The 23,314-nt window shown below is 71.9% G+C and carries 20 protein-coding genes; 12 read left to right on the top strand and 8 right to left on the bottom strand.

Annotated elements, in window-relative coordinates:
• Positions 1 to 4 precede the first annotated feature (4 nt).
• The 3 genes from SMD20_RS43220 (at position 5) to SMD20_RS43210 (ending at position 6,966) form a co-directional block, all read left to right on the top strand.
• Positions 5 to 2,509, top strand: a complete 2,505-nt coding sequence (locus tag SMD20_RS43220; RefSeq protein ID WP_329592360.1) for a DNA gyrase/topoisomerase IV subunit A — start codon at positions 5 to 7, stop codon at positions 2,507 to 2,509.
• Positions 2,510 to 2,562: 53 nt separating this feature from the next.
• Positions 2,563 to 3,831 (top strand): alpha-amylase family protein, encoded by a 1,269-nt coding sequence (locus tag SMD20_RS43215; RefSeq protein ID WP_329592358.1) that lies wholly within the window; start codon positions 2,563 to 2,565, stop codon positions 3,829 to 3,831.
• Positions 3,832 to 3,948: 117 nt separating this feature from the next.
• Positions 3,949 to 6,966 carry a glycoside hydrolase family 3 N-terminal domain-containing protein gene (locus SMD20_RS43210; RefSeq protein ID WP_329592356.1) on the top strand — a complete coding sequence of 1,006 codons (3,018 nt, stop codon included), beginning with the start codon at positions 3,949 to 3,951 and terminating at the stop codon, positions 6,964 to 6,966.
• Positions 6,967 to 6,973: 7 nt separating this feature from the next.
• On the opposite strand, the gene SMD20_RS43205 is transcribed toward SMD20_RS43210, so the two are convergent.
• Together SMD20_RS43205 and SMD20_RS43200 are read right to left on the bottom strand one after the other, a co-directional pair.
• Positions 6,974 to 7,348 carry a VOC family protein gene (locus SMD20_RS43205; RefSeq protein ID WP_329592354.1) on the bottom strand — a complete coding sequence of 125 codons (375 nt, stop codon included), beginning with the start codon at positions 7,346 to 7,348 and terminating at the stop codon, positions 6,974 to 6,976.
• 92 nt (positions 7,349 to 7,440) lie between these two features.
• On the bottom strand, positions 7,441 to 7,749 hold the full coding sequence (locus tag SMD20_RS43200; protein WP_329592352.1) for a hypothetical protein: 309 nt from the start codon (positions 7,747 to 7,749) through the stop codon (positions 7,441 to 7,443).
• 172 nt (positions 7,750 to 7,921) lie between these two features.
• Between SMD20_RS43200 and SMD20_RS43195 the strand changes: the two genes are divergently transcribed.
• A complete protein-coding gene (locus SMD20_RS43195; RefSeq protein ID WP_329592350.1) occupies positions 7,922 to 8,416 on the top strand; it encodes a beta-class carbonic anhydrase in 495 nt (164 codons plus the stop codon).
• A 153-nt stretch (positions 8,417 to 8,569) separates the two neighbouring features.
• On the opposite strand, the gene SMD20_RS43190 is transcribed toward SMD20_RS43195, so the two are convergent.
• On the bottom strand, positions 8,570 to 10,660 hold the full coding sequence (locus tag SMD20_RS43190) for a DNA gyrase/topoisomerase IV subunit B (RefSeq protein WP_329592348.1): 2,091 nt from the start codon (positions 10,658 to 10,660) through the stop codon (positions 8,570 to 8,572).
• A 224-nt stretch (positions 10,661 to 10,884) separates the two neighbouring features.
• On the opposite strand from SMD20_RS43190, the gene SMD20_RS43185 reads away from it, so the two are divergent.
• Complete coding sequence (locus SMD20_RS43185) at positions 10,885 to 11,115, top strand: DUF7455 domain-containing protein (protein ID WP_329592346.1); 231 nt, start codon at positions 10,885 to 10,887, stop codon at positions 11,113 to 11,115.
• 110 nt (positions 11,116 to 11,225) lie between these two features.
• Here the strand turns inward: SMD20_RS43185 and SMD20_RS43180 are convergent, their stop codons facing one another.
• A complete protein-coding gene (locus SMD20_RS43180; RefSeq protein ID WP_329592344.1) occupies positions 11,226 to 11,924 on the bottom strand; it encodes a GNAT family N-acetyltransferase in 699 nt (232 codons plus the stop codon).
• A 64-nt stretch (positions 11,925 to 11,988) separates the two neighbouring features.
• On the opposite strand from SMD20_RS43180, the gene SMD20_RS43175 reads away from it, so the two are divergent.
• Positions 11,989 to 12,726: a YaaA family protein gene (locus SMD20_RS43175; RefSeq protein WP_329592341.1), complete on the top strand. Its 738-nt coding sequence runs from the start codon at positions 11,989 to 11,991 to the stop codon at positions 12,724 to 12,726.
• 79 nt (positions 12,727 to 12,805) lie between these two features.
• Entirely contained in the window at positions 12,806 to 13,252 is a 447-nt protein-coding gene (locus SMD20_RS43170) for a hypothetical protein (RefSeq protein ID WP_329592339.1), read from the top strand.
• A gap of 105 nt (positions 13,253 to 13,357) precedes the next feature.
• Here SMD20_RS43170 and SMD20_RS43165 read toward each other — a convergent pair whose 3' ends face one another.
• The 3 genes from SMD20_RS43165 to SMD20_RS43155 form a co-directional block, all read right to left on the bottom strand.
• Positions 13,358 to 15,016, bottom strand: a complete 1,659-nt coding sequence (locus SMD20_RS43165; protein WP_329592337.1) for an RNA polymerase sigma factor — start codon at positions 15,014 to 15,016, stop codon at positions 13,358 to 13,360.
• A gap of 242 nt (positions 15,017 to 15,258) precedes the next feature.
• Complete coding sequence (locus tag SMD20_RS43160) at positions 15,259 to 17,355, bottom strand: SpoIIE family protein phosphatase (protein ID WP_329592335.1); 2,097 nt, start codon at positions 17,353 to 17,355, stop codon at positions 15,259 to 15,261.
• Between the two features lie 217 nt (positions 17,356 to 17,572).
• Positions 17,573 to 18,142: an HhH-GPD-type base excision DNA repair protein gene (locus tag SMD20_RS43155; protein ID WP_329592333.1), complete on the bottom strand. Its 570-nt coding sequence runs from the start codon at positions 18,140 to 18,142 to the stop codon at positions 17,573 to 17,575.
• 154 nt (positions 18,143 to 18,296) lie between these two features.
• Between SMD20_RS43155 and SMD20_RS43150 the strand changes: the two genes are divergently transcribed.
• The 5 genes from SMD20_RS43150 to SMD20_RS43130 all read left to right on the top strand — a co-directional run bounded on the left by SMD20_RS43150 (position 18,297) and on the right by SMD20_RS43130 (position 22,461).
• Positions 18,297 to 18,521 (top strand): hypothetical protein, encoded by a 225-nt coding sequence (locus SMD20_RS43150; protein WP_329592331.1) that lies wholly within the window; start codon positions 18,297 to 18,299, stop codon positions 18,519 to 18,521.
• A gap of 109 nt (positions 18,522 to 18,630) precedes the next feature.
• Positions 18,631 to 20,181 carry a hypothetical protein gene (locus SMD20_RS43145; protein WP_442942577.1) on the top strand — a complete coding sequence of 517 codons (1,551 nt, stop codon included), beginning with the start codon at positions 18,631 to 18,633 and terminating at the stop codon, positions 20,179 to 20,181.
• A gap of 62 nt (positions 20,182 to 20,243) precedes the next feature.
• Positions 20,244 to 20,999, top strand: a complete 756-nt coding sequence (locus SMD20_RS43140) for a LamB/YcsF family protein (RefSeq protein ID WP_329592329.1) — start codon at positions 20,244 to 20,246, stop codon at positions 20,997 to 20,999.
• The gene (locus SMD20_RS43135) at positions 20,996 to 21,616 is read left to right on the top strand and encodes a 5-oxoprolinase subunit B family protein (protein WP_329592327.1); all 621 of its coding nucleotides are present in this window, start codon (positions 20,996 to 20,998) and stop codon (positions 21,614 to 21,616) included. The genes SMD20_RS43140 and SMD20_RS43135 overlap by 4 nt, the downstream gene beginning before the upstream one ends.
• Positions 21,613 to 22,461 (top strand): biotin-dependent carboxyltransferase family protein, encoded by an 849-nt coding sequence (locus SMD20_RS43130; RefSeq protein ID WP_329592325.1) that lies wholly within the window; start codon positions 21,613 to 21,615, stop codon positions 22,459 to 22,461. The genes SMD20_RS43135 and SMD20_RS43130 overlap by 4 nt, the downstream gene beginning before the upstream one ends.
• Before the next feature lie 9 nt (positions 22,462 to 22,470).
• On the opposite strand, the gene SMD20_RS43125 is transcribed toward SMD20_RS43130, so the two are convergent.
• Entirely contained in the window at positions 22,471 to 23,301 is an 831-nt protein-coding gene (locus SMD20_RS43125) for a PhzF family phenazine biosynthesis protein (protein ID WP_329592322.1), read from the bottom strand.
• Between the last annotated feature and the right edge of the window lie 13 nt (positions 23,302 to 23,314).

Here is a 23,314-nt window from a genome sequence, read left to right as displayed (position 1 = left end):
CACAATGTTCGACATGGCCCGACGCACGACAGCACCCCCGCCAGAGGACTTCGAGGAGCGCATCGTCGACATCGACGTCTCCTCCGAGATGCGCACGAGCTTTCTGGAGTACGCCTACTCGGTGATCTACCAGCGGGCGTTGCCCGACGCGCGTGACGGCCTCAAACCCGTGCAGCGGCGCATCCTCTACTCGATGGCCGAGATGGGCCTGCGCCCCGACCGCGGCCACGTCAAGTCCTCGCGCGTGGTCGGCGACGTCATGGGCAAGCTGCACCCCCACGGCGACTCGGCGATCTACGACGCCCTCGTACGCCTGGCGCAGCCCTTCTCCATGCGCCTGCCGCTCGTGGACGGCCACGGCAACTTCGGCTCCCCCGACGACCTGCCGGCCGCCATGCGTTACACCGAGGCCAGGCTGGCCCCGGCGGCGATGCTCATGGTCGAGTCCATCGACGAGGACACCGTCGACTTCAAGCCCAACTACGACGGCCAGGAGACCGAGCCGGTCGTCATGCCGTCGGCCTTCCCCAACCTCCTGGTCAACGGCACCAGCGGCATCGCGGTCGGCATGGCCACCAACATGGCGCCGCACAACCTCGTCGAGATCGTCGCCGCGGCCCGCCACCTGATCAAGAAGCCGGACGCCACGCTCGACGACCTGATGGAGTTCGTGCCCGGCCCCGACCTGCCGACCGGCGGCACGATCATCGGGCTGCAGGGCGTGCGCGACGCCTACGAGAGCGGGCGCGGCACGTTCCGCATGCGGGCCAAGTGCACGATCGAGCAGATCACGCCCAGGCGCAAGGGCATCATCGTCACCGAGCTGCCCTACAACGTGGGCCCCGAGCGCGTCGTCACCAAGATCAAGGAGCTGGTGACCAGCAAGAAGCTCCAGGGCATCGCCGATCTCAAGGACCTCACCGACCGGCACAAGGGCCTGCGCCTGGTCATCGAGATCAAGAACGGCTTCATCCCCGAGGCCGTCCTGGAGGAGCTCTACCGGCTGACGCCGATGGAGGAGTCGTTCGGCATCAACAACGTGGCGCTCGTCGACGGCGAGCCGCGCACGCTGGGCCTGCGCGAGCTGCTGCAGGTCTACGTCGACCACCGCGTCGAGGTCGTACGCCGCCGCTCGGAGTTCCGGCGCCGCAAGCGCGAGGAGCGCCTGCACCTGGTCGACGGCCTCATCGTCGCGCTGCTCAACATCGACGAGGTCATCCAGGTCATCCGCTCCTCCGACGACTCCGCGCAGGCGCGCACCCGTCTCATGGAGGTCTTCGACCTCACCGAGATCCAGGCCGCCTACATCCTCGACACGCCGCTGCGCCGTCTGACCCGCTTCGACAAGCTGGAGCTCGACGCCGAGAAGGAGACGCTGACCAGCGAGATCGCCAAGCTGACCGAGATCCTGTCCTCGGAGACCAAGCTGCGCCAGGTCGTCTCCGGCGAGCTGGCCGACGTCGCCAAGAAATACGGCACGCCGCGCCGCACCGTGCTGCTGGACGCCGCGGGCGTCAGCCGCACCGCGGTGGTCGAGCTGCAGGTCGCCGACGACCCGTGCCTCGCGCTGCTGTCGTCCACCGGCCTGCTGGCCCGCACCGCCGACGCCACGCCGCTGCCCGGCGAGGGCGAGCGGTCCGCGCACGACGTGCTGGTCTCGGCGGTGCGCACCTCCGTACGCGGGGAGGTCGGCGTGGTCACCTCGCTCGGCCGGCTGATCCGGGTGCAGGTCGTGGACCTGCCGACGCTGCCGGCCACGGGCGCACCGCCGTCGCTGTCCGGCGGCCACCCGGTCTCCGAATACGTCTCGCTACAGCCCGACGAGCGGGTCGTCGGGCTCGGCTCGCTCGACCCCGACGGGCCCGGCCTGGCGCTCGGCACGCAGCAGGGCGTGGTCAAACGGGTGGTGCCCGACTATCCGGCCAACCGCGACGACTTCGAGGTGATCACCCTCAAGGACGGCGACACCGTGGTGGGCGCGGTCGAGCTGGAGTCGGAGTCGCACGACCTCGTGTTCATCTCCTCCGACGCCCAACTGCTGCGCTACTCCGCCTCCCTCGTACGCCCGCAGGGCCGCCCGGCCGGCGGCATGGCGGGCATCCGCCTGGACGGCGGGGCCCGGGTGATCTGGTTCGGGGTGGTCGATCCCGAACGGCCCGCCGTGGTGATCACCGTGGCCGGCTCGTCCACGGCGCTGCCCGGCACCCAGGTCGGCGGCGGCAAGATGTCCGACTACGCGGAGTTCCCCGCCAAGGGGCGGGCCACCGGCGGCGTACGGGCTCAGCGCTTCCTCAAGGGCGAGGACGAGCTGCTGCTGGCCTGGGCCGGGCCCGCGCCGGCCAAGGCGGTCTCGTCCGTGGGCAAGCCGGTGCCGCTGCCGGACGAGCTGGGGCGGCGCGACGGCTCCGGCGTCCGCCTCACCCACACCATCGGCGCCGTCGGCGGCGCTCTCGCCTCCGGTCCCGCACTTCCGCCGTCGGACGCGAGAGCGGCGGCGGAGGACGAGTAGCCCCGCCGGTCCCCCGGCCCGCGGGCCGGGGGACCGGAGTTAGGCTCACTGGGGTGACGTCGTGGAAAGAGCATGCGATCTGGTGGCACGTCTACCCGCTCGGCTTCACCGCCGCCGAGCCCGCGGCCCTGCCACCCGGCGCTCCCGCACGCCACCGCCTGCGCGCACTGGAGGGCTGGCTGGACTACGCCGTCGACCTCGGCTGTTCGGGCCTGCAGCTCGGCCCGATCTTCGCCTCCGAGACCCACGGCTATGACACGATCGACCACTTCCGCGTCGACCCCCGGCTCGGCGACGACGCCGACTTCGACCGCCTGGTGGCCGCCGCGGACGCCCGCGGCCTGCGGGTCGTCCTCGACGGCGTGTTCAACCACGTGGGGCGCGGCCACCCGCTGTTCGGCGATCCGGCCCACGCCCACTGGTTCGTCCCCGAAGGGGAGGGGCACCGCACGTTCGAGGGTCACCACGGCCTGGTGACGCTCGACCACGAGCATCCCGACGTGCTCGACCACGTCGTCCGCGTGCTCGACCACTGGCTGGCGCGCGGCGCGTCCGGCTGGCGGCTGGACGCCGCGTACGCGATGCCGGCCGCGTTCTGGCGGCGGGCGCTCGAGCGGGTCCGCCCGCGCCACCCCGAGGCGTGGTTCGGCGGCGAGGTGATCCACGGCGACTACGCCGCCTACGTGGCCGAGAGCGGCCTCGACTCGGTCACCCAGTACGAGCTGTGGAAGGCCCTCTGGAGCTCGCTCAACGACGGCAACTTCTTCGAGCTGGCCTGGGCGCTGAAGCGGCACGACGAGCTGCTGGACACGTTCACGCCGCTGACGTTCGCCGGCAACCACGACGTGACCAGGCTCGCCAGCCGCCTCGACGACGGACGTCACCTCGGCCACGCGCTGGCCGTGCTGTTCACGGTGGCCGGGCTGCCGAGCGTCTACTACGGCGACGAGCAGGGCTTTCGCGGCGTGAAGGAGGACCGGCCCGGCGGCGACGACGCGGTCCGGCCCGCCTTCCCCGGGCGGCCGGAGGAGCTGGACCCGGCGGGGTGGCCGGTCTACCGGCTGCACCAGCGGCTCATCGGGCTGCGCCGCCGCCATCCGTGGCTGGCGCGGGCCCGTACGAGCCTGCCCCATCTCACCAACACCGCGGTCGCGCTGGAGGCGACCGGCCCCGGCCGCGTCCTGACCCTGCTCAACGTGGGCGACGAGCCCTACCGCTTCCCGCTGGACGAGACGGGGCTCACCGTCGCGGAGGCGTCCGACACCGGCGGCGACCTGTGTCTCGTCCCCGCGCACGGGTGGAAAATCCTCACTCTGTCCTGACTCGGACTGTTATGAAACCCGGGCGGCCACCGATCACACAGGGAGAGAGCGCTCTCCGAATCGGGAGGTATCCCCGTGTTCCGCAGCAGACCCCCCTTATGGGCGACAGCCCTGGCCTTGCTGGTCCCGCTTCTCGCCGCGCCGTCCGCCCCCGCGCGGGCCGCCGCCGACCTGCCGGTCCTCGCCGACTTCGAGTCCGGCACCGTCCCCTCCGGCGTGTACGCCTGGGGCAACGACGCCGCCTCCACCCCCACGCTCACGATCGAGCCAGGCGCCGCCCGCCCCGGCGCCCCGGCCGCGAACCGGGTGCTGAGGAGCGGCTACGCCATCAGCCAGTGGGGCGGCTGGTCCCAGGACCTGACGGCCACCCAGGACTGGTCCCCGTACGAGGGCTTCTCCTTCTGGGTGAACGGCGAGGGCTCCGGCCGCCGCGTCTTCTTCGAGATCAAGGACGGCGGCTCCGGCCCCGGCGCGGCCGAGCTGTTCGAGTCCTCCTTCACCGACGACGCGGCCGGCTGGCGGCAGGTGAAGGTGCCGTTCGCGGACTTCACCCGCCGCGCCGACTACCAGCCGGGCGGCGCGCCCACGGACGGCGAGCTGGACCTGATCGCCATGTGGGGCTACGGGATGCGCCTGCCCACCGCCGCGGGCTCCCTGGAGTGGGACCAGGTCGAGCTGTACGGCACCGCTCCCCCGCGTCCCGCCCGCCTCAGCACCGACCGGCCGGTCTACCCGGTCGGCGAGCGGTCCGAGGCCAAGGTGAGCGTCACCGTCACCACCGCCACGGGCGCGCCGCTGGCGGACGGGCTCACCGTCGCCTACCGGACCGGCTCCGGCACCGCCACCCCCGGCGCGGACTACACCCCCGCCGAGGGCACCCTGACCTTCCCCGCCGGCACGGCGTCCGGGTCGTCCCGTTCGTTCACCGTCAAGATCCTCAAGGACGGCGCGAACGAGGTCGCCGAGACCATCCCGGTCGAGCTGTCCGGCGCCGGCGTCCGGCCGCCCGCCGAGGCCCCGGTCATCGTGATCGACGCGCACGGCCTGCCGTACCTGGACGCGCGCAGGCCCGTACGCGAGCGCGTCGCCGACCTGCTCGGCCGGATGACGCCGGAGGAGAAGATCGGCCAGATGACGCAGGCCGAGCGCATGGCGCTGGCCAGGCAGAGCGACATCGCCGCCTACCATCTCGGCTCGCTGCTGTCCGGCGGCGGCTCCACGCCCACGCCCAACACGCCGCGCGCGTGGGCCGACATGGTGGACGCCTTCCAGCTCCAGACCCGGCGCACCCGGCTGCAGGTGCCGCTCGTCTACGGCGTGGACGCCGTGCACGGCCACAACAACGTGGTCGGCGCCACGATCTTCCCGCACAACGTCGGCCTGGGCGCCGCCCGCGACCCCGCCCTGGTCGAGAAGGCGGGCGAGGTCACCGCCCGCGAGGTCAGGGCCACCGGCGTCCCGTGGAACTTCGCGCCGTGCCTGTGCGTGTCGCGCGACGACCGCTGGGGCCGCGCGTACGAGTCGTTCAGCGAGGACCCGGCCCTGGTGAGCCGGATGGCCACGGTCATCGACGGCCTCCAGGACAACGGCGTGCTGGCCACCGCCAAGCACTACGCCGGCGACGGCGGCACCGTGTACGGCTCCTCCACGACCGGCGACTACACCATCGACCAGGGCGTCACCAGGGTCAGCCGGCAGGAGCTTGAGGAGATCCACCTGGCGCCGTTCGCCGAGGCGGTCCGGCGCGGGGTCGCCACCGTCATGCCGTCGTTCTCCAGCGTGGACCTCGGCGCCGGGCCGCTGAAGATGCACGCCCACCGGGAACTGCTCACCGACGTGCTCAAGGGCCGGCTCGGCTTCAAGGGCTTCGTGATCACCGACTGGCAGGCCATCGACCAGATCCCCGGCGACTACGCGAGCGACGTGCGCACCTCGATCACCGCCGGCATCGACATGGTCATGGTGCCGTACGCCTACCCGGAGTTCACCGCCACGCTCAAGGCCGAGGTCGAGGCCGGGCGGGTGCCGATGTCGCGGGTGGACGACGCCGTCGCCCGCATCCTGACCCAGAAGTTCCGCCTGGGCCTGTTCGAGCGCCCGTACGCCGACCGCACCCACCTCGGCGACGTCGGCTCCCCTGCGCACCGCGGGGTGGCCCGCACCGCCGCCGCGAAGTCCCAGGTGCTGCTCAAGAACGACGGCCGCCTGCTGCCGCTCAGCCGCGCCTCCAAGGTGTACGTGGCCGGCTCGAACGCCGACGACATCGGCAACCAGAGCGGCGGCTGGACGATCAGCTGGCAGGGTTCGTCCGGGCCGATCACGCCCGGCACGACGATCCTGCAGGCGATCCGGGGCCGCGCCGCCTCCGTGACCTACTCGCCCGACGCCTCGGCCGGGCTGGCCGGGCACGACGTGGGCGTGGTGGTCGTGGGCGAGACCCCGTACGCGGAGGGCTTCGGCGACGTCGGCCGCCAGGGCCGCACGCTGGAGCTGTCGGCCGCCGACCGGGCCGCGGTGGACCGGGTGTGCGGGGCCATGAAGTGCGTCGTGGTCGTCGTCTCCGGCCGCCCGATGCTGCTGGGCGACCTGTCGGGCGTGGAGGCCGTGGTGGCCGCCTGGCTGCCGGGCACCGAGGGTGACGGCGTGGCCGATCCGCTGTTCGGGGCCGTGCCGTACACCGGGCGGCTGCCGTTCACCTGGTTCCGCACCGCGGCGCAGATCCCGATCAACGTGGGCGACGCCGCCTACGACCCGCTGTTCCCGTACGGGTGGGGCCTGCGCACCGATCCCGCTCGCGACCGGCTCAAGGCGGCGCGCGACCGGCTCGCCACCGGCGACGGCCCGGCCAGGGCCGCCGCGGCGACGCTGACGCCCGCCCTCGCCGGCCGGAACTGGAACGCCGACGGCTCGGTCCGCGACGCCCGCGCGGTCCTCGCCTCCGTGGGCACGGCCGCCACGCTGCTCGAACGCTCCCGCACCGCCGCCTTCGCCCAGTCCGACGCCGTCGTCTCGGTGGCCAGGGACCTGGCGCAGAGCGGGGGCCGGCGGCCCGACCTGCAGGCGACCGCGGACCACGAGCTGGCCGCCGGCCACCTGAGGAAGGCGGTGGACCTGCTGGCGCAGGCCGCCCGCTAGCGGGGGCTCAGCTCACGCAGAGACAGAACGGGTGCCCGGCCGGATCGAGGAAGACCCGGAAGTCGTCGTCATCCTCGTCCGGCTGGTGCTCGTGCTTGACCGCGCCGATCTCCAGCACCCGCTTCTCGGCCTCGTCGAGGTCGCTCACCAGGAGGTCCAGGTGGATCTGCTGCGGCCGCTCCGGGTCGGGCCAGGTGCTGGGCCGCAGGTCGGGGGCGAGCTGGAAGGCGAGGCGCTTGGGCGCGCCGCCGTCGCTGATCACCACCCAGTCGTCCTCGGCGGACGTGATCGGCCAGCCCAGCAGCTGGGAGTAGAACTCGGCCAGGCCCTTGGGGTCGGGCGTGTCGAGCACGACGGTACGGAATTGCGCGATGCCGCTCATCAGTCACCTCTCAGGCGTCGAAGGGGTCCCGCCGGGGGACGGGAACCGTTACCCGAGCAGTGATCCGGCACACCTCGCCGGGCGGATCCCGCTCAGACGGCGATCACGGCCGGCAGGGACAGCAGCAGCTCCCGCGGCTCGCCGCCCTCCCAGCGCCGGATCAGCCGGGTGCCGGCCTCCCCGGGATCGAACTCCTCGCCTCCCAGCGGGCCGAAGCAGCCCGCCTCCTCCAGCAGGAGCAGCAGCGGGTCGTCCTCGGGCAGGCCGGCCGCGTAGGCGGCGGTGTCGAGGAGGGCCAGCGCGCACCGGGCGTTGCGGCCGCCGTCGTTGGCCTCGACCCGGTCGAGGCTCCGCCGGGCCTGGGCACGGAGATACGCGGCGAGCGATTCTGACCTACTCACGACAGACCTTCTTCGATCACGTCCATTGGGCTGAGTACGTTGGGCTACGCACTTTGGGCTACGACATCATCACGCATGGTGACATGTTTTCGTCGGAGGTTTGCGAAGTCGGGCGCGTGTCGCCCGCCCCCCGGTGACGACGACCCTTCTGACATGGGGGATCATCGGTGCCATGAGTGCGTTCGACGACCTGTTTGCCGCCAACGCTGAGTTCGCCAAGGAGTTCGGAAGCTCCGATCTCACCGGCCGCGCCGCCCGTGGGCTGGGCGTGGTGACCTGTATGGACTCCCGGATCGACCCTCTCGGGCTGCTCGGGCTCAAACCGGGCGACGCCAAGATCCTCCGCAACGCCGGCGCCCGCGTCACCGACGACGTGCTGCGCACCCTCGTGGTGGGCGTCTACGTGCTCGGCGTCGAGCGCGTGCTGGTCATGCCCCACACCGACTGCGGGATGACCAAGGTCACCGACGCCGACATCCACGACCTCACCGCCGAGCGCGGCGTCGACACCCGCAGCCTCGACTTCCACACGGTGCCCGACCAGTGGGCGGCGCTGCGGCACGACCTGACCCGGATCAGGACGAGCCCGTTCCTGCCGACCGGAATGCCGGTGACCGGCGCCATCTACGACGTCCGCTCCGGCCGGCTCTCCCCCGTCGACTACTGAGCGACCTCGCACGGGCGCGCCGGAGATCGCCTGACAGGGCCGTCAGGGCGTCCTGGGCGCGCGAACGGCCCCTCCCCCACACCAGGGGAGGGGCCACGGTTTCCGGACGACCTGAAGGGCCTTTCAGGCGTCGATCGCGTCGCGGTCGACGTGTCAGGCGTCGATCGCGTCGCGATCGACCTCGGCCGCGCTGGTGACGAGGAACTCGCGCCGCGGCGCGACGTCGCTGCCCATCAGGAGGCTGAAGATGTGCTCGGCCGCCTCGGCGTCCTCGATGCGCACCCGGCGCAGGATGCGGTGGCGCGGATCCATCGTGGTCTCGGCGAGCTGGTCGGCGTCCATCTCACCGAGGCCCTTGTAGCGCTGCACCGGGTCCTTCCAGCGCTTGCCGCGCCGTTCCAGGTCGCGCAGCACCTTCTGCAGCTCGGCGTCGGAGTAGCAGTAGATGTACTTGTCCTTGCCGCGCCCCGGGTTGGTGAGCTCGATGCGGTGCAGCGGCGGCACCGCGGCGAAGACCCGCCCGGCCTCCACCATCGGCCGCATGTAGCGGTAGAAGAGGGTGAGCAGCAGGCAGCGGATGTGGGCGCCGTCGACGTCGGCGTCGGCCATGAGGATGACCTTGCCGTAGCGGGCGGCCTCGATGTCGAACGAGCGGCCGGAGCCCGCGCCGACGACCTGGATGATGGCGGCGCACTCGGCGTTCTTGAGCATGTCGCTCACCGACGCCTTCTGCACGTTGAGGATCTTGCCGCGGATCGGCAGCAGCGCCTGGAACTCCGAGTCGCGGGCCAGCTTGGCGGTGCCGAGCGCGGAGTCTCCCTCGACGATGAACAGCTCGCTGCGGTCGACGCCCTCGCTGCGGCAGTCGACCAGCTTGGCCGGCAGCGCCGAGCTCTCCAGCGCGCTCTTGCGGCGCTGGTTGTCGCGGTGCTCGCGGGCCGCGATGCGGGCCTTGGCGGCGGCGACGATCTTCTCCAGCACGGCGCGCAGCGGCTGCTTGTAACCGCGCGGCGGGTTGGCGAACAGCTCCTTGAGCTCGCGCGAGACCACGTGGGAGACGATGCGGGTGGCCGCCGAGGTGCCGAGCACCTCCTTGGTCTGGCCCTCGAACTGCGGCTCGGGCACCCGGACCGTGACGACGCCGGTCAGGCCCTCCTGGATGTCGTCCTTGGTGACGGGGTCGTCGCCGTTCTTCAGCAGCCGGGTCTCGCGCAGCACCTCGTTGATCGTGCGCACCAGGCCGCGCTCGAAGCCGGTGATGTGGGTGCCGCCCTTGGGGGTGGCGATCACGTTGACGAACGAGCGCACGGTGGACTCGTAGCCCTTGCCCCAGCGGATCGCCACGTCGACGCTCAGCTCGCGCTGGACCTCGGTGGGCGTCATGTGGCCCTGGTCGTCGAGGACCGGCACGGTCTCGTGGAAGTGGCCGACGCCCTGCAGCCGCAGCACGTCGCAGACCGCCTCGTCGCGGGCCAGGAACTCGGCGAACTCGGAGATGCCGCCCTCGAAGCGGAACTCCTCCTCGATGCGCTCCTCGTGCCTGCTGTCGTAGACCACCAGGGTGAGGCCGGGCACCAGGAACGCGGTCTGCCGCAGCCGCACGTGGATCTCGTCGAGCGAGACCTCGGCGTCGGGCAGGAAGATCTGCTTGTCGGCCCAGAAGCGCACACGGGTGCCGCTGACACCGGCGGGGAGCTCGCCGCCGAGGCGCAGGCCGGACTTCTTCCTGAACTTCGCCGTGGGCCCGTCGCCGTCGAAGACGCCGGTGACGCCGCGCCTGAAGCTGATCTGGTGGACCCGCCCGCCGAGGTCGACCTCGATGTCGAGCCGCGCCGACAGGGCGTTGACCACCGAAGCGCCGACACCGTGCAGGCCGCCCGAGGCGCCGTAGGAGCCGCCGCCGAACTTTCCGCCCGCGTGCAGCTTGGTGTAGACGAGCTCGACGCCGTGCAGGCCGGTCTTGGGCTCGACGTCCACGGGGATGCCGCGGCCGTTGTCGCGGACCTCGATCGAGCCGTCGGCGTAGAGCTCGACCTCGATGCGGTCGCAGTAGCCCGCCAGCGCCTCGTCGACGCCGTTGTCCACGATCTCCCAGAGGCAGTGCATCAGCCCGCGGCTGTCGGTGGACCCGATGTACATGCCCGGGCGCTTGCGGACCGCTTCAAGGCCCTCCAGCACCGTCAGGTGACGAGCCGTGTAACCCGCCTCCACTAGCGTCACTCCAGCTCCCCTGGTGTCAAGCATCGAACACGTGTGCGCAGCTTACCGTTCTTCCCTTGCGCACGCGTACAAGCTTGCCACGGCGGCATGTTTCTCGTTACCAACCGGCTGATCCTCATTACTTTCGGACACATTCCGCTCTGGGCGTACAGCGGGGGAGGTTGGGAAGGCCCACGTCCGGTTAGATGTTGTTCCAAGTGACTGACGCCAGATCCTCGCTTCGGCGGGGGTGACCCGAAAGGCGATACGTGACTGGAGCACTCGCCCCCGTTAAGCCGCTGACGGCCCTCGACCGCTGCGACCGTTGCGGCGCCCAGGCCTACATTCGCGCAACCCTGCCAGTAGGCGGGGAGCTGCTGTTCTGCGCCCACCACGGGCGTCAGCACATCGCGGCGCTGCGTGAGAAGGGCGCCGACATCCTGGACGAGTCGGCTCGACTCAGCAAGACCCCGACGAACGCCCCCGACGGCGAGCGCTGATCCACAGCGCCCGCCGTGTTGAGATAACCGCATATGACTAACAGAACGGCCACCCCGGGTCCGCCCGGGGTGGCCGTTCTGCGTGTGTGTGATCCTTGTCACATCCGGGTTCAGCGCACGCGGTAGTGGTAGCGCGCCGCCACCTCGAAGCCCTCGCTGCGGTACAACGCCTGGGCGGCCTGGTTCGGCGCGGTGGTGACCAGGTAGGCGGAGCCGGCCCCCGCGTGGTGCGCGAGCGCCCGCAGGATCGTGCGCGCCAGGCCGCGCCGCCGTGCCTCCGGGCGGGTCGCCATGCAGTAGACGCCGAGCGTGTTTCCCTGGGGGACGGCCCTGCCCACGGCCAGGGTCTCGCCGTTCTCCTCGTAGGCGGCGTACCACGCGGGCACTCCGGCGCAGACGCGGGCGGCGTGGGCGAGGCCGCTCTCGTACCGGCCGTCCACGGCCCACCAGGTGTCCAGCCAGTCGGCCCACGGCTGGTCCTCGATCCTGACATGCTCCCCGCGCCACGGGGCGAGCGACCCGGCGGTCATCACGAGGGTGGGATCGACCAGCTCGTACCCCCGGCGCTCCAGCTCCTCGTCCAGGCCGGGCGTGGCGCCGGGCCCCATCGAGAAGGCCGGACGCAGGTCACGGTCGCCGTAGAACGCCTCGGCGGCCGCGATCGCGGCGACCAGGTCGGCCGGACGGCCGAGAGGCAGCACCGAGTTGGCCCGCTTGGTCACGCCGCCCGCGTACCGCAGCACCCACCCGTCATGCTCGTGTTGCTCGTACGCCGGCCACGCTTCATGGACAAGTCGGTCGAAATCCACCAGCGCAGCGTAGCCGACGGGTCACGACCAGGGCCGGACCAGGTCGCCCATAAGCTAGTGACCTGTGTTGATACTGCTGCCCCCGTCCGAGGGCAAGGCCATGGAAGGAAGCGGCCCGCCCGTCGGCGAGCTGTCCTTCCCCGCGCTCGACCGGGCCCGCCGGCGGGTGCTGAACGCGCTCGTACGCGCCTCCAAGCGCCGCGACGCCCTCGACGTGCTCGGGCTGACGCCCGGCCTGGCCGGCGAGCTGGACAAGAACACCGCGCTGAAGACCGCCCCCACGCTGCCCGCCGCCGAGCTCTACACCGGCGTCCTGTACGACAACCTGGGGCTCGGCACCCTGGAGGGCGAGGCGCGCCGGCGGGCCGAGGAGTCCGTGCTGATCTTCTCGGGGCTGTGGGGCGTGGTGCGGGTCGACGACCGGATCCCGCCCTACCGGCTGTCGATGGGCGTGAGCCTGCCGCCGCTCGGCGGCCTGTCGGCCTTCTGGCGGCCCCTGCTGGCCAAGGCGCTCGACCCGGTGCCGGGGCTGGTGGTGGACATGCGCTCGGCGACGTACGCGGGCGCGTGGCAGCCGGGCGAGCGGTCGGTGGCGGTGCGCGTCTTCCGCGACGGCAAGGTCGTCAGCCACATGGCCAAGGCGACCCGCGGCGAGATCGCCCGCGCCCTGCTCCTGCATGACGCCGTCCCGTCGTCGCCCGAGGAGCTGGCCAAGATCCTCGCCGACCTCGGCCGCACGGTCGAGCTCACTCCCCCGCCCCGGCCCGCCCGTCCCTGGACGCTGGACGTGCATCTGCCCTGACCTCACTGGGGGGCATGGAACGCGGAAGGGCCTGGCCACGTCCGAGAACCAACGGACGAATTTGATCATCTGACCACGCATGAGGTCATTTCAGCGAGCGAGCGCATGGCTGGCCGCGTTCGTCATCGGTGTGCCCGCACTGGGCGTGGTCGCGGTGATCGTCGCGTTGCGTGGGCGGTCGTGGGTGCTGTTCGCGGTGGCGTACCTGGTGCTGTTCACGCTGGCCTACCTCGCAGGTCTGATCCTGCTCGCCCTGCTGCGCTTCCGGCCGGACTGGCTGCGCGCGCTGGTCGCGGCCGTGGCGGTATACGCGCTCGCACCGGTCGCGCCGTTGGTCGGCGCGATGACCCATTACCCCTACCACGTGATCAAGTGCGGCGGCCTGCCCGTCGTCGGCAGTGACGGCGCGGCCCCGGGCTACCTGGTCCCCGGGGAGGAGGACTACGCGGTGACGCCGTTCCACAAGAGGTTCTTCTGCACGCAGAAGGAGGCCAGGGCCGCCGGCTATTACCACGACGACTTCTGACACGGATCCAGGCCCCGGCGATGTCGGGGGCCGGGAACGGCAGAAGGGGGCTTCGCCGGCCATCGGACCGGTGGAGCCCCCTTCTGGTGTGCCTGGCGGAAGTGCTCAGTCCAGGTAGTCGCGCAGCACCTGGGAGCGGGACGGGTGGCGGAGCTTGGACATGGTCTTGGACTCGATCTGGCGGATGCGCTCACGGGTGACCCCGTAGACCTTGCCGATCTCGTCCAGCGTCTTGGGCTGCCCGTCGGTGAGCCCGAAGCGCATCGACACGACGCCCGCCTCCCGCTCCGACAACGTGTCGAGAACGGAGTGCAGCTGCTCCTGGAGCAGCGTGAAGCTGACGGCGTCGGCCGGGACGATCGCCTCGGAGTCCTCGATGAGGTCGCCGAACTCGCTGTCGCCCTCCTCGCCCAGCGGCGTGTGGAGGGAGATGGGCTCGCGCCCGTACTTCTGGACCTCGACGACCTTCTCGGGCGTCATGTCCAGCTCACGGGCGAGCTCTTCCGGCGTGGGCTCGCGGCCGAGGTCCTGCAGCATCTGCCGCTGGACGCGGGCCAGCTTGTTGATCACTTCGACCATGTGGACCGGGATGCGGATGGTCCGCGCCTGGTCGGCCATGGCTCGCGTGATCGCCTGCCGGATCCACCACGTGGCGTAGGTGGAGAACTTGTAGCCCTTGGTGTAGTCGAACTTCTCGACGGCCCGGATGAGGCCGAGGTTGCCCTCCTGGATCAGGTCGAGGAAGAGCATGCCGCGGCCGGTGTAGCGCTTGGCCAGCGAGACCACGAGCCGGAGGTTGGCCTCCAGCAGGTGGTTCTTGGCGCGGCGGCCGTCCTCGGCGATCCACTCCAGCTCGGCGCGGACGTCGACCGGCAGGCCGTCGGCCTCGCCGCTGCCGAGCTGCTCCTCGGCGAACAGGCCGGCCTCGATGCGCTTGGCGAGCTCGACCTCCTGCTCGGCGTTGAGCAGCGGGACCTTGCCGATCTGCTTGAGGTAGTCCTTCACCGGGTCGGCGGTGGCGCCCGCGGCCGCCACCTGGGCGACGGGGGCGTCATCGTCGTCGTCGGAGAGGATGAGGACCTCGTCCTCGCTCTTCTGCGTCGCGGCGATCTCGGCGGGCTTGGGCTCGTCGGTCTCGTCGTCGTCGGAGTCCTCGCTGTCGCCCTCGGCGTCGGAGTCCTCCACGACGATGTCCTCGACGTCGAGGTCCTCGAGGTCCTCCAGCTCCACGTCACCGTCGAGCTCGAGGTCCTCGACCTCGTCGGACTCGCCGCGCGCGCCCTCGGACGCCTTCGGCTTGGTCTCGGCAGGCCCAGCTGCGGTCTTCTGCTCGGCCTTCTTGGCGGCGGCGGGAGCCGCGGCCTTCTTGGCCGCCGGAGCGGCCTTCTTCGCGGGGGCCGCCTTCTTGGCGGCCGGCTCGGCTTCTGCGGTGCCGACGACCGCGGTCACGGTCTCGGGCTGCTGCTCTTTGGCGGCCGCCGCCGTCTTGGTCTTGACGGGGGCGGCGGTGCGGCGCTTTGCTGGACCACGAGACTTCTTCGGCGCAGCCGAATCCGCGGCGGTCACCACCACGGTCACGCCCTCTTTGCTGAGGTTCCGCAAGAACGCGGCGGCGTGCGACATGGGGATGTCCGCCTCCTCGAAGGCCTGACGGACATCCTCAGACTCGAGGAAACCCTGCGAGCGCCCACGCTCGAGCAGTCGCTGAATGACGGGCTCGTTCAGCTCTTGTGGCTTCGAGCGAGTCGAACTTGCAGGCGACACGAACACCTCTCGAACGAACGCGTGGCGACAATGGACCCAGATGCCCGCTGGGGGGCTGTTGCCTCTCTCGGAGATCGGTGAGGCCGTGCGGACCGCGACGGACCTGCACAGCATTGTGGCACGACCCCGCACTCCATACGGCCACCTCCCGGCGGTTGACCTCCACCCTAGGCCGACCAAGGCAGTAGTGCGTACGTAAGCGGGGCACTGATACCCGAAAGCAACCGTTATGACTGTTTCATTCAGTCACTCTTCGTGGCTGGCGGAACGTGAATTGCGAGCGCGGTAACGTCATCATCCTGTTCATATCCAGACAACATCCGGTCAACCAGGAAGTCCAGCAACATGTGAGGACTCTTCACCACCTCAGGCGGCGCTTCGGTCACAACACTGCAAAGGTCCGCGAGTCCGGCGTCCAGCCCGCGCTTGCGGTTCTCCACGAGGCCGTCGGAGTAGAGCACGGCGGTGTGTCCCGGCGGCACCACGAACCGGAACTGCCTGCGGCTGGTCGGCCAGCCCAGCGGCGTGCCGGGCTCGCCGTCGCACAGGATCGCGGTGCCCTGCGGCGAGACCAGCACGGGCGGCGGGTGGCCGGCCAGCGCCAGCGTGCCCTCGCCGGTGACGGGCTCGACGACCATGTAGGCCAGGGTGGTGACCTGCTCCTCTTCCTCGGTGGCCTCGAAGACGCGGTCGAGGCCGGTGAGGACGGCCGCGGGCGGCGGGTTGGTCAGCGCCAGGGCGCGCATGGCGTTGCGGATGCGGCCCATGCCGGCCGCGGCCTTGACGCCCTTGCCCATGACGTCGCCGACGACCGCCGCGACCCGCCCGTCCTGGAGGACGAACGCGTCGTACCAGTCGCCGCCGACCTGGACGTGGCGGCTGCCCGAGCGGAAGCGCTGGGCCAGCTCCAGGCCCTTGACCACGGGCAGCCGGTCGGGCAGCAGGCTGCGCTGCAGCGTCTCGGCGGTGCGGTGCTCGCGCTCGAACAGGGTGGCCCGCTCGACCGCCAGCGCGCACTGGCCGGCCAGCGCCTCCAGGAAGACGCCGTCCTCCTGGGAGATCTTCTGCGGGCGCGTGAAGGAGAATCGGAGCGCTCCCAGCGCGCGGCCCGCGGCGAGCAGCGGCAGGCCCACCCAGGCCCGCTCGTCGCTGCTGGCGAGGTAGTTGCCCAGCACCTCCTCGTCGCCGCCCGCCTCCAGGAGCTGGGACCGCAAGCTGTCGGGCGACTCGGCGAAGACCGGGCGGCGGCTGTTGACCGCCATGGTCATGACGCTGGAGCTGGACAGCGGGATCTCCTCGCCGGAGGCGCCTGACGCCTCGGGGATGCCCTCGCCGTTGATGAGCTTGAGCGCGGCGCGGTCGGTGTCGAGCAGCGCCACGGCCGAGCGGTCGGCGGCCAGGGCGGTGCGGCCCACGTCGATGATGACCTGCACGACCTGCTCGACGGTCAGCGCCTCGGCGAGCATGGCGGTGGCGCCCTGCAGCCGGGCCGTGCGCAGGGCGGCGGCGCCGAGCTGGTCGGTCAGCCTGCCGCGCATCTCCTCGGCCTCGCGCTGCGGGGTGACGTCGGTGTTGGCGCCGACCCACTCCACGACCCTGCCGTGCCGGATGATCGGCACGGCACGCACCTCGAAGTGCCGGTAGCCGCTGGCCCGGGTGCGCACCCGGTAGTTCCACTCGAACATGGTGCGCCCGCGCAGCGCCTCCCGCCAGGCCTCCTCGGTCTGCTGGCGCTCCTCGGGGTGCACGACCTCCAGCCAGCCGTTGGCGAGGTATTCCTCCAGGCCCTGGCCGGTGATGGCGCGCCACTGGGGCGCGTCCTCGACGACGGCGCCCGTGGGCGAGGTGATCCAGACGAGCTGGGACTGCGCCTCGACCAGCGAGCGGTAGCGCTCCTCGCTGCGGCGCAGGGCCTCCTCGGTCTGGCGGCTCTCGGTGACGTCCATGCCGACGAGCGCGACGGCGCGCAGCTCGCCCGAGTCGTCGTGGACCGGCGAGAACGACAGCGACCAGTGCCGGGTGTCGCCCTCGGCCGACCGCACGCGGACGCGCCCCTCGGTGACCGGCGCGTCGGTCTCGATCACGGCCTGCACGGCGTGGGTGATGATCTGGCTGAGGTCTGCGGTCAGCGCCTCGACCGGCTGCCGGCCGACCAGGCGCTCCTCGGGCACGTTGACGACGGCGCCGCAGAAGACGTCGTTGACGCGCTGGACGCGGCCGTCGCCGTCGAAGAACGCGAAGGCGAACTCGGCCTCGGACAGCATGCCCTGGAAGAGGGCGGAGTCTGAGATGTCCACATCCGACTCCCGGGGACGGGGAACGGAGGTCTCGGCGCTCATCGTCCGCACCTCCGTCGCGTGCCAGGGTCTCCCACGCGGCACATCTCCATAGTCGTGTCTGGGTGTAGCACAGCTCCGGGCGACCGGATCCTGCAGTACATCATCGGCGATGGGCATGTGCGGACGGAAGCCCCCGCCGCGGCCCGGTCGCCCCTAAGGTCAACGCATCCTGTCAAAATCGCTCCACGTCGCGCAGCAAGATCAGGTTACAGCGCAGCTACTCGGCCTTGGCCGCGCGCTTGGCCTCCTGCTTGGCGGCACGTACGCGGACCAGGCTCTCGGCGTCGACGACGTCGGCCACCGACCGGTGTGAACCCTCCTCGCCGTAGGCTCCGGCCGCCTCACGCCAGCCTGAAGGTTGAACACCCAACTGCTTCCCCAGCAATGCCAAAAAAATCTGGGCCTTCTGCTTGCCGTATCCCGGAAGGGCCATGAGTCGTTTCAACAACTCCTTGCCGTCGGGTGTCCCGGCCCAGATGTTCTCGGGCCGCCCGTCGTAGTGCTCGACGAGGTGGGCCGCGAGCGCCTGGACCCTGGCCGCCATGGCCTTGGGGTAGCGGTGCACGGCCGGCTTCTCGGCGAGCAGCGCGGCGAACGCCTCAGGATCATACGAGGCGATGCGCTCGGCCGTGAGGTCGCCTCCCAGCCGCTCGGCGATGGTGTGCGGCCCCGTGAACGCCCATTCCATGGGGATCTGCTGGTCGAGGAGCATGCCGACGAGCAGGGCGAGTGGATTGCGGCCGAGGAGCTCGTCCGCCTCGCTCTTCTGGGCGAGCTGGATGCGCATGGAGACAGCTTGGCATGGATGGGCGCCGGGTGAAGTGAACACAGGCGTCGCGGAGGCTTGACACCCGTCCGAGAAAGGATGAAATGAGAGCGCAAGTCGCCCAGCACACGTTCCTGAGGGTTTGCCCCCGGGCTTCCAGAGGAATCTGACACCTATGCTCGCTCTGGCCACACGGTTCCTGCGCGAACCGGTCAGTCTCCGGCTGGCCGAAGAGTTCCTGACCGTACCCGTGGACATCATCGACCGCTGCGTGGCCGACGTCTGCGCGTGCGCCAGGCACCTGGGCGTCTCGGCGACGCCCGAGATCGTGGAACGCATCGCGCGCGAGCACCTGCTCGCGATCGTCAACTCGGCGCCGCCGCCGCGCGACCCGCGCTGAGACTCCGGCAACACCGATACTCCGACAACGCTGAGATCCCCGATAACATCGGGGTTACCAGGCCGAGTTCTCCGCACCGTTTGCGCCTGGAATACGAGAGAGTGAGGGTGTGCGCCGACACCGACGAGATCCCCGGGAGAGCACCCCGCCCGACGACGTGTTCAAGGAGATGGTGACGGCGGCCCGCGAGCTGCTGGCCGTGCGCACGCCGCTCGACGCGGAGCTGATGGTCTCCGACATGATCGGGGCCTGGTGGGGCAGACGGGTCCGGGGCGGCGACGTGGAGCAGGTGCTCGGCGAGGGGCTGGTCGACTACGCCGCCAAGGCCGGCAATCCCGCCTCGCTGACGTTGCTGATCTGTCTCGCCTATCTCGGCACCGCCCGCCAGGGCGCCAAGGCGGAAGGCGCGGCGCTGGCGATGATGGAGTCGGGCGTGGCGCGCCCCGGCTGGGCCGACAAGGTGGGCGCGGTCAAGCCGGCCGGCTGCTACGTCTCCCGCGACGCCTACGGCGACCAGGACACCGTCATCTGCACCTTCGCCTACCGCTGGAACGAGGCATCCGACCCGACCGACCGGCACGCACTGGTCGTGGTCGTCGACTACAACATGAGCGGCATGGCCCGCGACGCCTGGGTGTCCTCGCAGGTCGACAAGCTGCTGGAGCAGGCGAGGGCCGAGGCGGCGGGCAACCCGATGCTGCTGTTCGAGGAGATCCAGCCCGAGCAGGCCAGGGCGCTGCTGGATTCGGCGATGAAGGCCACCAGGGAGCCCAAGACGCCCCCGTCGGTGAGCGACAGCTACAGCGCCTACCACGCCTTCGCCCGCGCCCGGCTGAAGGCGCTGCCCCCGGGCCGCAAGCGCCCGGCGCCGCTGCACATCGAGGCCCCCTACAGCAGGGAGCGGCGGGCCATGCTGGCGGCCGAGTTCCTGGCCTCCGACGCGGCCGAGCACCTGTCCGACCCTTCCGCGGCCTCGCGCTGCGCCGACCACATCATCGACTACGGCTGCGAGCAGGACTTCAACCGGCCGCTGCGGGTCAGCCCGACCAAGTGCGAGACGTTCCTGCTCGACTGGCTGCCGCGCAAGGTCATGCTGAGCGCGGCCGAGCAGGACGCCATGCCGCACGTGCTGTCGGCGTGGGTGCGCTTCGCCGCGCGCCGCACGGGCCTGCCCGAGCAGGGGCTGCGGGCCACGCTCGACGCCGTGTGGGAGGCGACGGGCAAGTTCCCCGAGGCCTACCGCGATCCGACCACGTTCGGGCTCGACCGGCCGCTGCTGGAGCGGCTGCTGCCCGACGGCGACCTGTCGGCGCTGGCCAGGCGCATCTTCGCGTTCCCCTACCTCCAGGGCGTGCACAACGGCATCGACCTCGACCGGCTCAACCCCGCCGACGAGGCCGACCGGCGCACGCTGCTGGAGATCGACCACGGCGGCGCGATCGACCAGGAGCACCTGGCCTGGCACGAGGAGATCGCCACCCGGCTGTGGGAGGGCGACCCGCCGCAGCTCTGGGAGGCCGCCCAGCGCCTGCTCGACCTCGGCCACGACCGGCACGACGTGCTGCACGTGCTCATCGAGATCGCCGAGCGGATCGGCGGCGATCCCGACGAGCTCGCCGCCGCCCTCGACGACATCGCCGACATCCCTGACGAGATCTGACATACAGGGTCCGCGTCCGCGTTCGGCCCGCCGGAGCAGCGACGACTTAGCATGATGGTGCCATGGTGATTGACCTCAACGCCGATCTCGGCGAGAGCTTCGGGATCTGGCGGCTCGGCGACGACCTCGCGCTCCTCGACATCGTCACGAGCGCCAACGTGGCCTGCGGCTTCCACGCGGGCGATCCGGTGACGATCAGGCGCACCTGCGCGGCGGCCGTCGACCGGGGCGTGGCGATCGGCGCCCAGGTGTCCTACCGCGACCTCGCGGGCTTCGGCCGGCGGGCCATGGACGTCGAGCCCGAGGAGCTGTGCGCGGAGGTCCTCTACCAGCTCGCGGCGGTCGACGGCATCGCGCGGGCGATGGGCGGGCGGGTGTCGTACGTCAAGCCGCACGGCGCGCTCTACAACCGCGTCGTGCGCGACCGGCAGCAGGCGGCCGCCCTCATCGACGCGGTGGCCGACTACGACGTCACGCTGCCGGTGCTCACGCTGCCCGGCTCGGTCGTGCACGAGGTGGCCGCCGCGGCGGGCGTGCCGACGGTGAGCGAGGCGTTCGCCGACCGGGCGTACACACCGGAGGGGACGCTGGTGCCGCGCAGGGAGGAGGGCGCGGTGATCCACGACCCGGCGGAGGTGTCCGCGCGGGCCCTGGAGATGGCGGTCAAGGGCTCGGTGACGGCCGTCGACGGCAGCTCCGTGCCGATCCGGGCGCGCTCGATCTGCGTCCACGGCGACACGCCGGGCGCCGTCCGGCTGGCGCAGGAGGTGCGGGACGGCCTGCTGGCGGCCGGGGTGGTCCTGCAGGCGTTCACATGATCCGCCTGGCGGGCGAGCACGGGCTGCTGGTCGAGACGGGCTCGCTGGAGCTGTCGCACCGCGTGGACGCCGCCCTGCGGCGCGACCGGCCCGACCGGGTCGTGGAGATCGTCCCCGGGCCCGGCACCGTGCTGGTGGTGGCTCCGGGCGGCGACCGCGAACGGCTGCGCGAGCGGCTGGCGGACGTGCTGGCCAGGGAACGTGACAGGACGACCGACGCCGGGCCGGTCGCCGCCGCGCCGGTGGTGACCATTCCCGTGGTCTACGACGGGGCCGACCTGGAGCCGGTGGCGGAGCTGGCGGGCGTCGGCGTGGACGAGGTGATCGCCCGGCACGCGGGGCGCGAGCTGGTGGTGGGGTGGCTGGGGTTCGCGCCGGGGTTCGCGTACCTCACGGGGCTCGACCCGGTGCTGCACGTGCCCCGGCTGGGCACGCCGCGCACCTCGGTGCCCGCCGGGTCCGTGGCGGTGGCCGGGCCCTACTCGGCGGTCTACCCGAGCGCGTCGCCGGGCGGCTGGCGGCTGCTCGGGCACACCACGCTGCGGGTGTGGGACGTGACGGCCGATCCGCCGACGCCGTTCCGTCCGGGCACGCGAGTGAGGTTCGAGCCCGCGTGATCGAGGTCATCTCTCCCGGCCCGTACGCCACCGTCCAGGACCTCGGCCGGCCCGGCCTCGCCCACCTCGGGGTGCCCGGCTCCGGGGCGGCCGACGTGGCGAGCATGAAGCTGGCGAACCGCCTGGTGGGCAACCCCGAGGAGCTGGCGGGCATCGAGCTGACCTTCGGCTCGGCGCGGCTGCGCTTCCTCACGGGCGCGTGGGCGGCGCTGGCAGGCGCGCCGGTGCCGGCGGGGCCGGTGCGCGGGGCCGGCATGGGGGCGCCGTTCTGGGTGCCGGCCGGGGCGGAGCTGCGGCTGGGGGCGCCCTCGCGGGGGCTGCGGACGTACCTGGCGGTGCGGGGCGGGATCGCGGTGCCGCCGGTGCTGGGCAGCCGGTCCACCGACTCGCTGTCGGGGCTCGGCCCCGAACCGCTGCGGGCGGGCACGCGGCTGCCCGTGGGGCCCGCGGTGGGCGGGCTCGTGGCGGACTACGCGCCGCTGCCGGAGCTCGGTCCGGCCGTGCTGCGGGTGCTGCCGGGGCCGCGCGACGACTGGTTCGTGCCGGAGGCGCTGGCGGAGCTGTGCGCGGCTCCCTACGTCGTGACGCAGGACAGCAACCGGGTCGGCGTGCGGCTGCGCGGCCCGGAGCTGGTGCGGGCGAGGGAGGGCGAGCTGCCGAGCGAGGGGATGGTGACGGGCGCGGTCCAGGTGCCGCCGAGCGGACAGCCGATCGTCTTCCTCGCCGACCATCCGCCGACCGGCGGCTATCCGGTGATCGCCGTGCTGCGCGCGGCCGACCTGGCGGTGGCCGCGCAGCTCCGCCCTGGCGACGAGGTGCGCTTCACCGTCCAGCGCGAGCGCTGAGGCGGCCGGTCACAGCTCCACGCGGCCGGCGATGCAGGTGACGGTCGATCCGCCGACCCACACGTTCCCGCTGTCGTCGGCGTCGATCCGCACCCGGCCGGCGCGGCCGATCGCGGTGCCCTGGGCGGCGACGTACGGTGCCGTGACGCGGCCGGTGCGCAGCAGCCACTGGGCCAGCGATGCGTTGAGGCTGCCGGTGACCGGGTCCTCGACGGTGGCGCCCTGGAGCGGGAAGAAGGCGCGCACCTCGTACGCGAGGTCCGACCCCGCCGGGTGGGGCCCCGCCACGCCGACGTCGCACGGCACCGTGCCGGGCCGCAGTGCGAGCACCGACTCGGCGTCGGCGAGCAGCAGCGCCACCCAGCCGGGGCCGTTGTCGGCCCACTCGGCGTCCACGACGGCGTCCCTGGGGATGCCGAGTGCCTCGGCGATGCTCGCCAGCAGCGGCTCCTCCACCGGGCCCGAGCGGATCAGCGGCGGCGCCTGGAACGCCAGGCCGTCGCCGGCTCGCCGCACCCGTACGAGCCCCGCCCCGCACTCCTGGACGATCTCGCCGGGGTCGCGCGGCGTGCCCCCGGCCTCCAGCCAGGCGTGACAGGTGCCGAGCGTGGGGTGCCCGGCGAAGGGCAGCTCCTGGGCGGGGGTGAAGATGCGTACCCGGTAGTCGGCTCCGGGGTCGGTGGGCGGCAGGACGAAGGTGGTCTCGGACAGATTGGTCCAGGCGGCGAAGCGCCGCATCTCCTCGGTGCCGAGCCCGTCGGCCTCCAGCACGACCGCGAGCGCGTTGCCGAGGTAGGGGGTGGCGGTGAACACGTCGACCTGGGTGAAGGCGCGCAACATACTCCGGAGTCTG

The sequence above is a fragment of the Nonomuraea sp. LP-02 genome (assembly GCF_036289125.1).
GTDB classification, from domain to species: domain Bacteria; phylum Actinomycetota; class Actinomycetes; order Streptosporangiales; family Streptosporangiaceae; genus Nonomuraea; species Nonomuraea bangladeshensis.
This window is presented reverse-complemented; position numbering and strand designations above follow the sequence as displayed.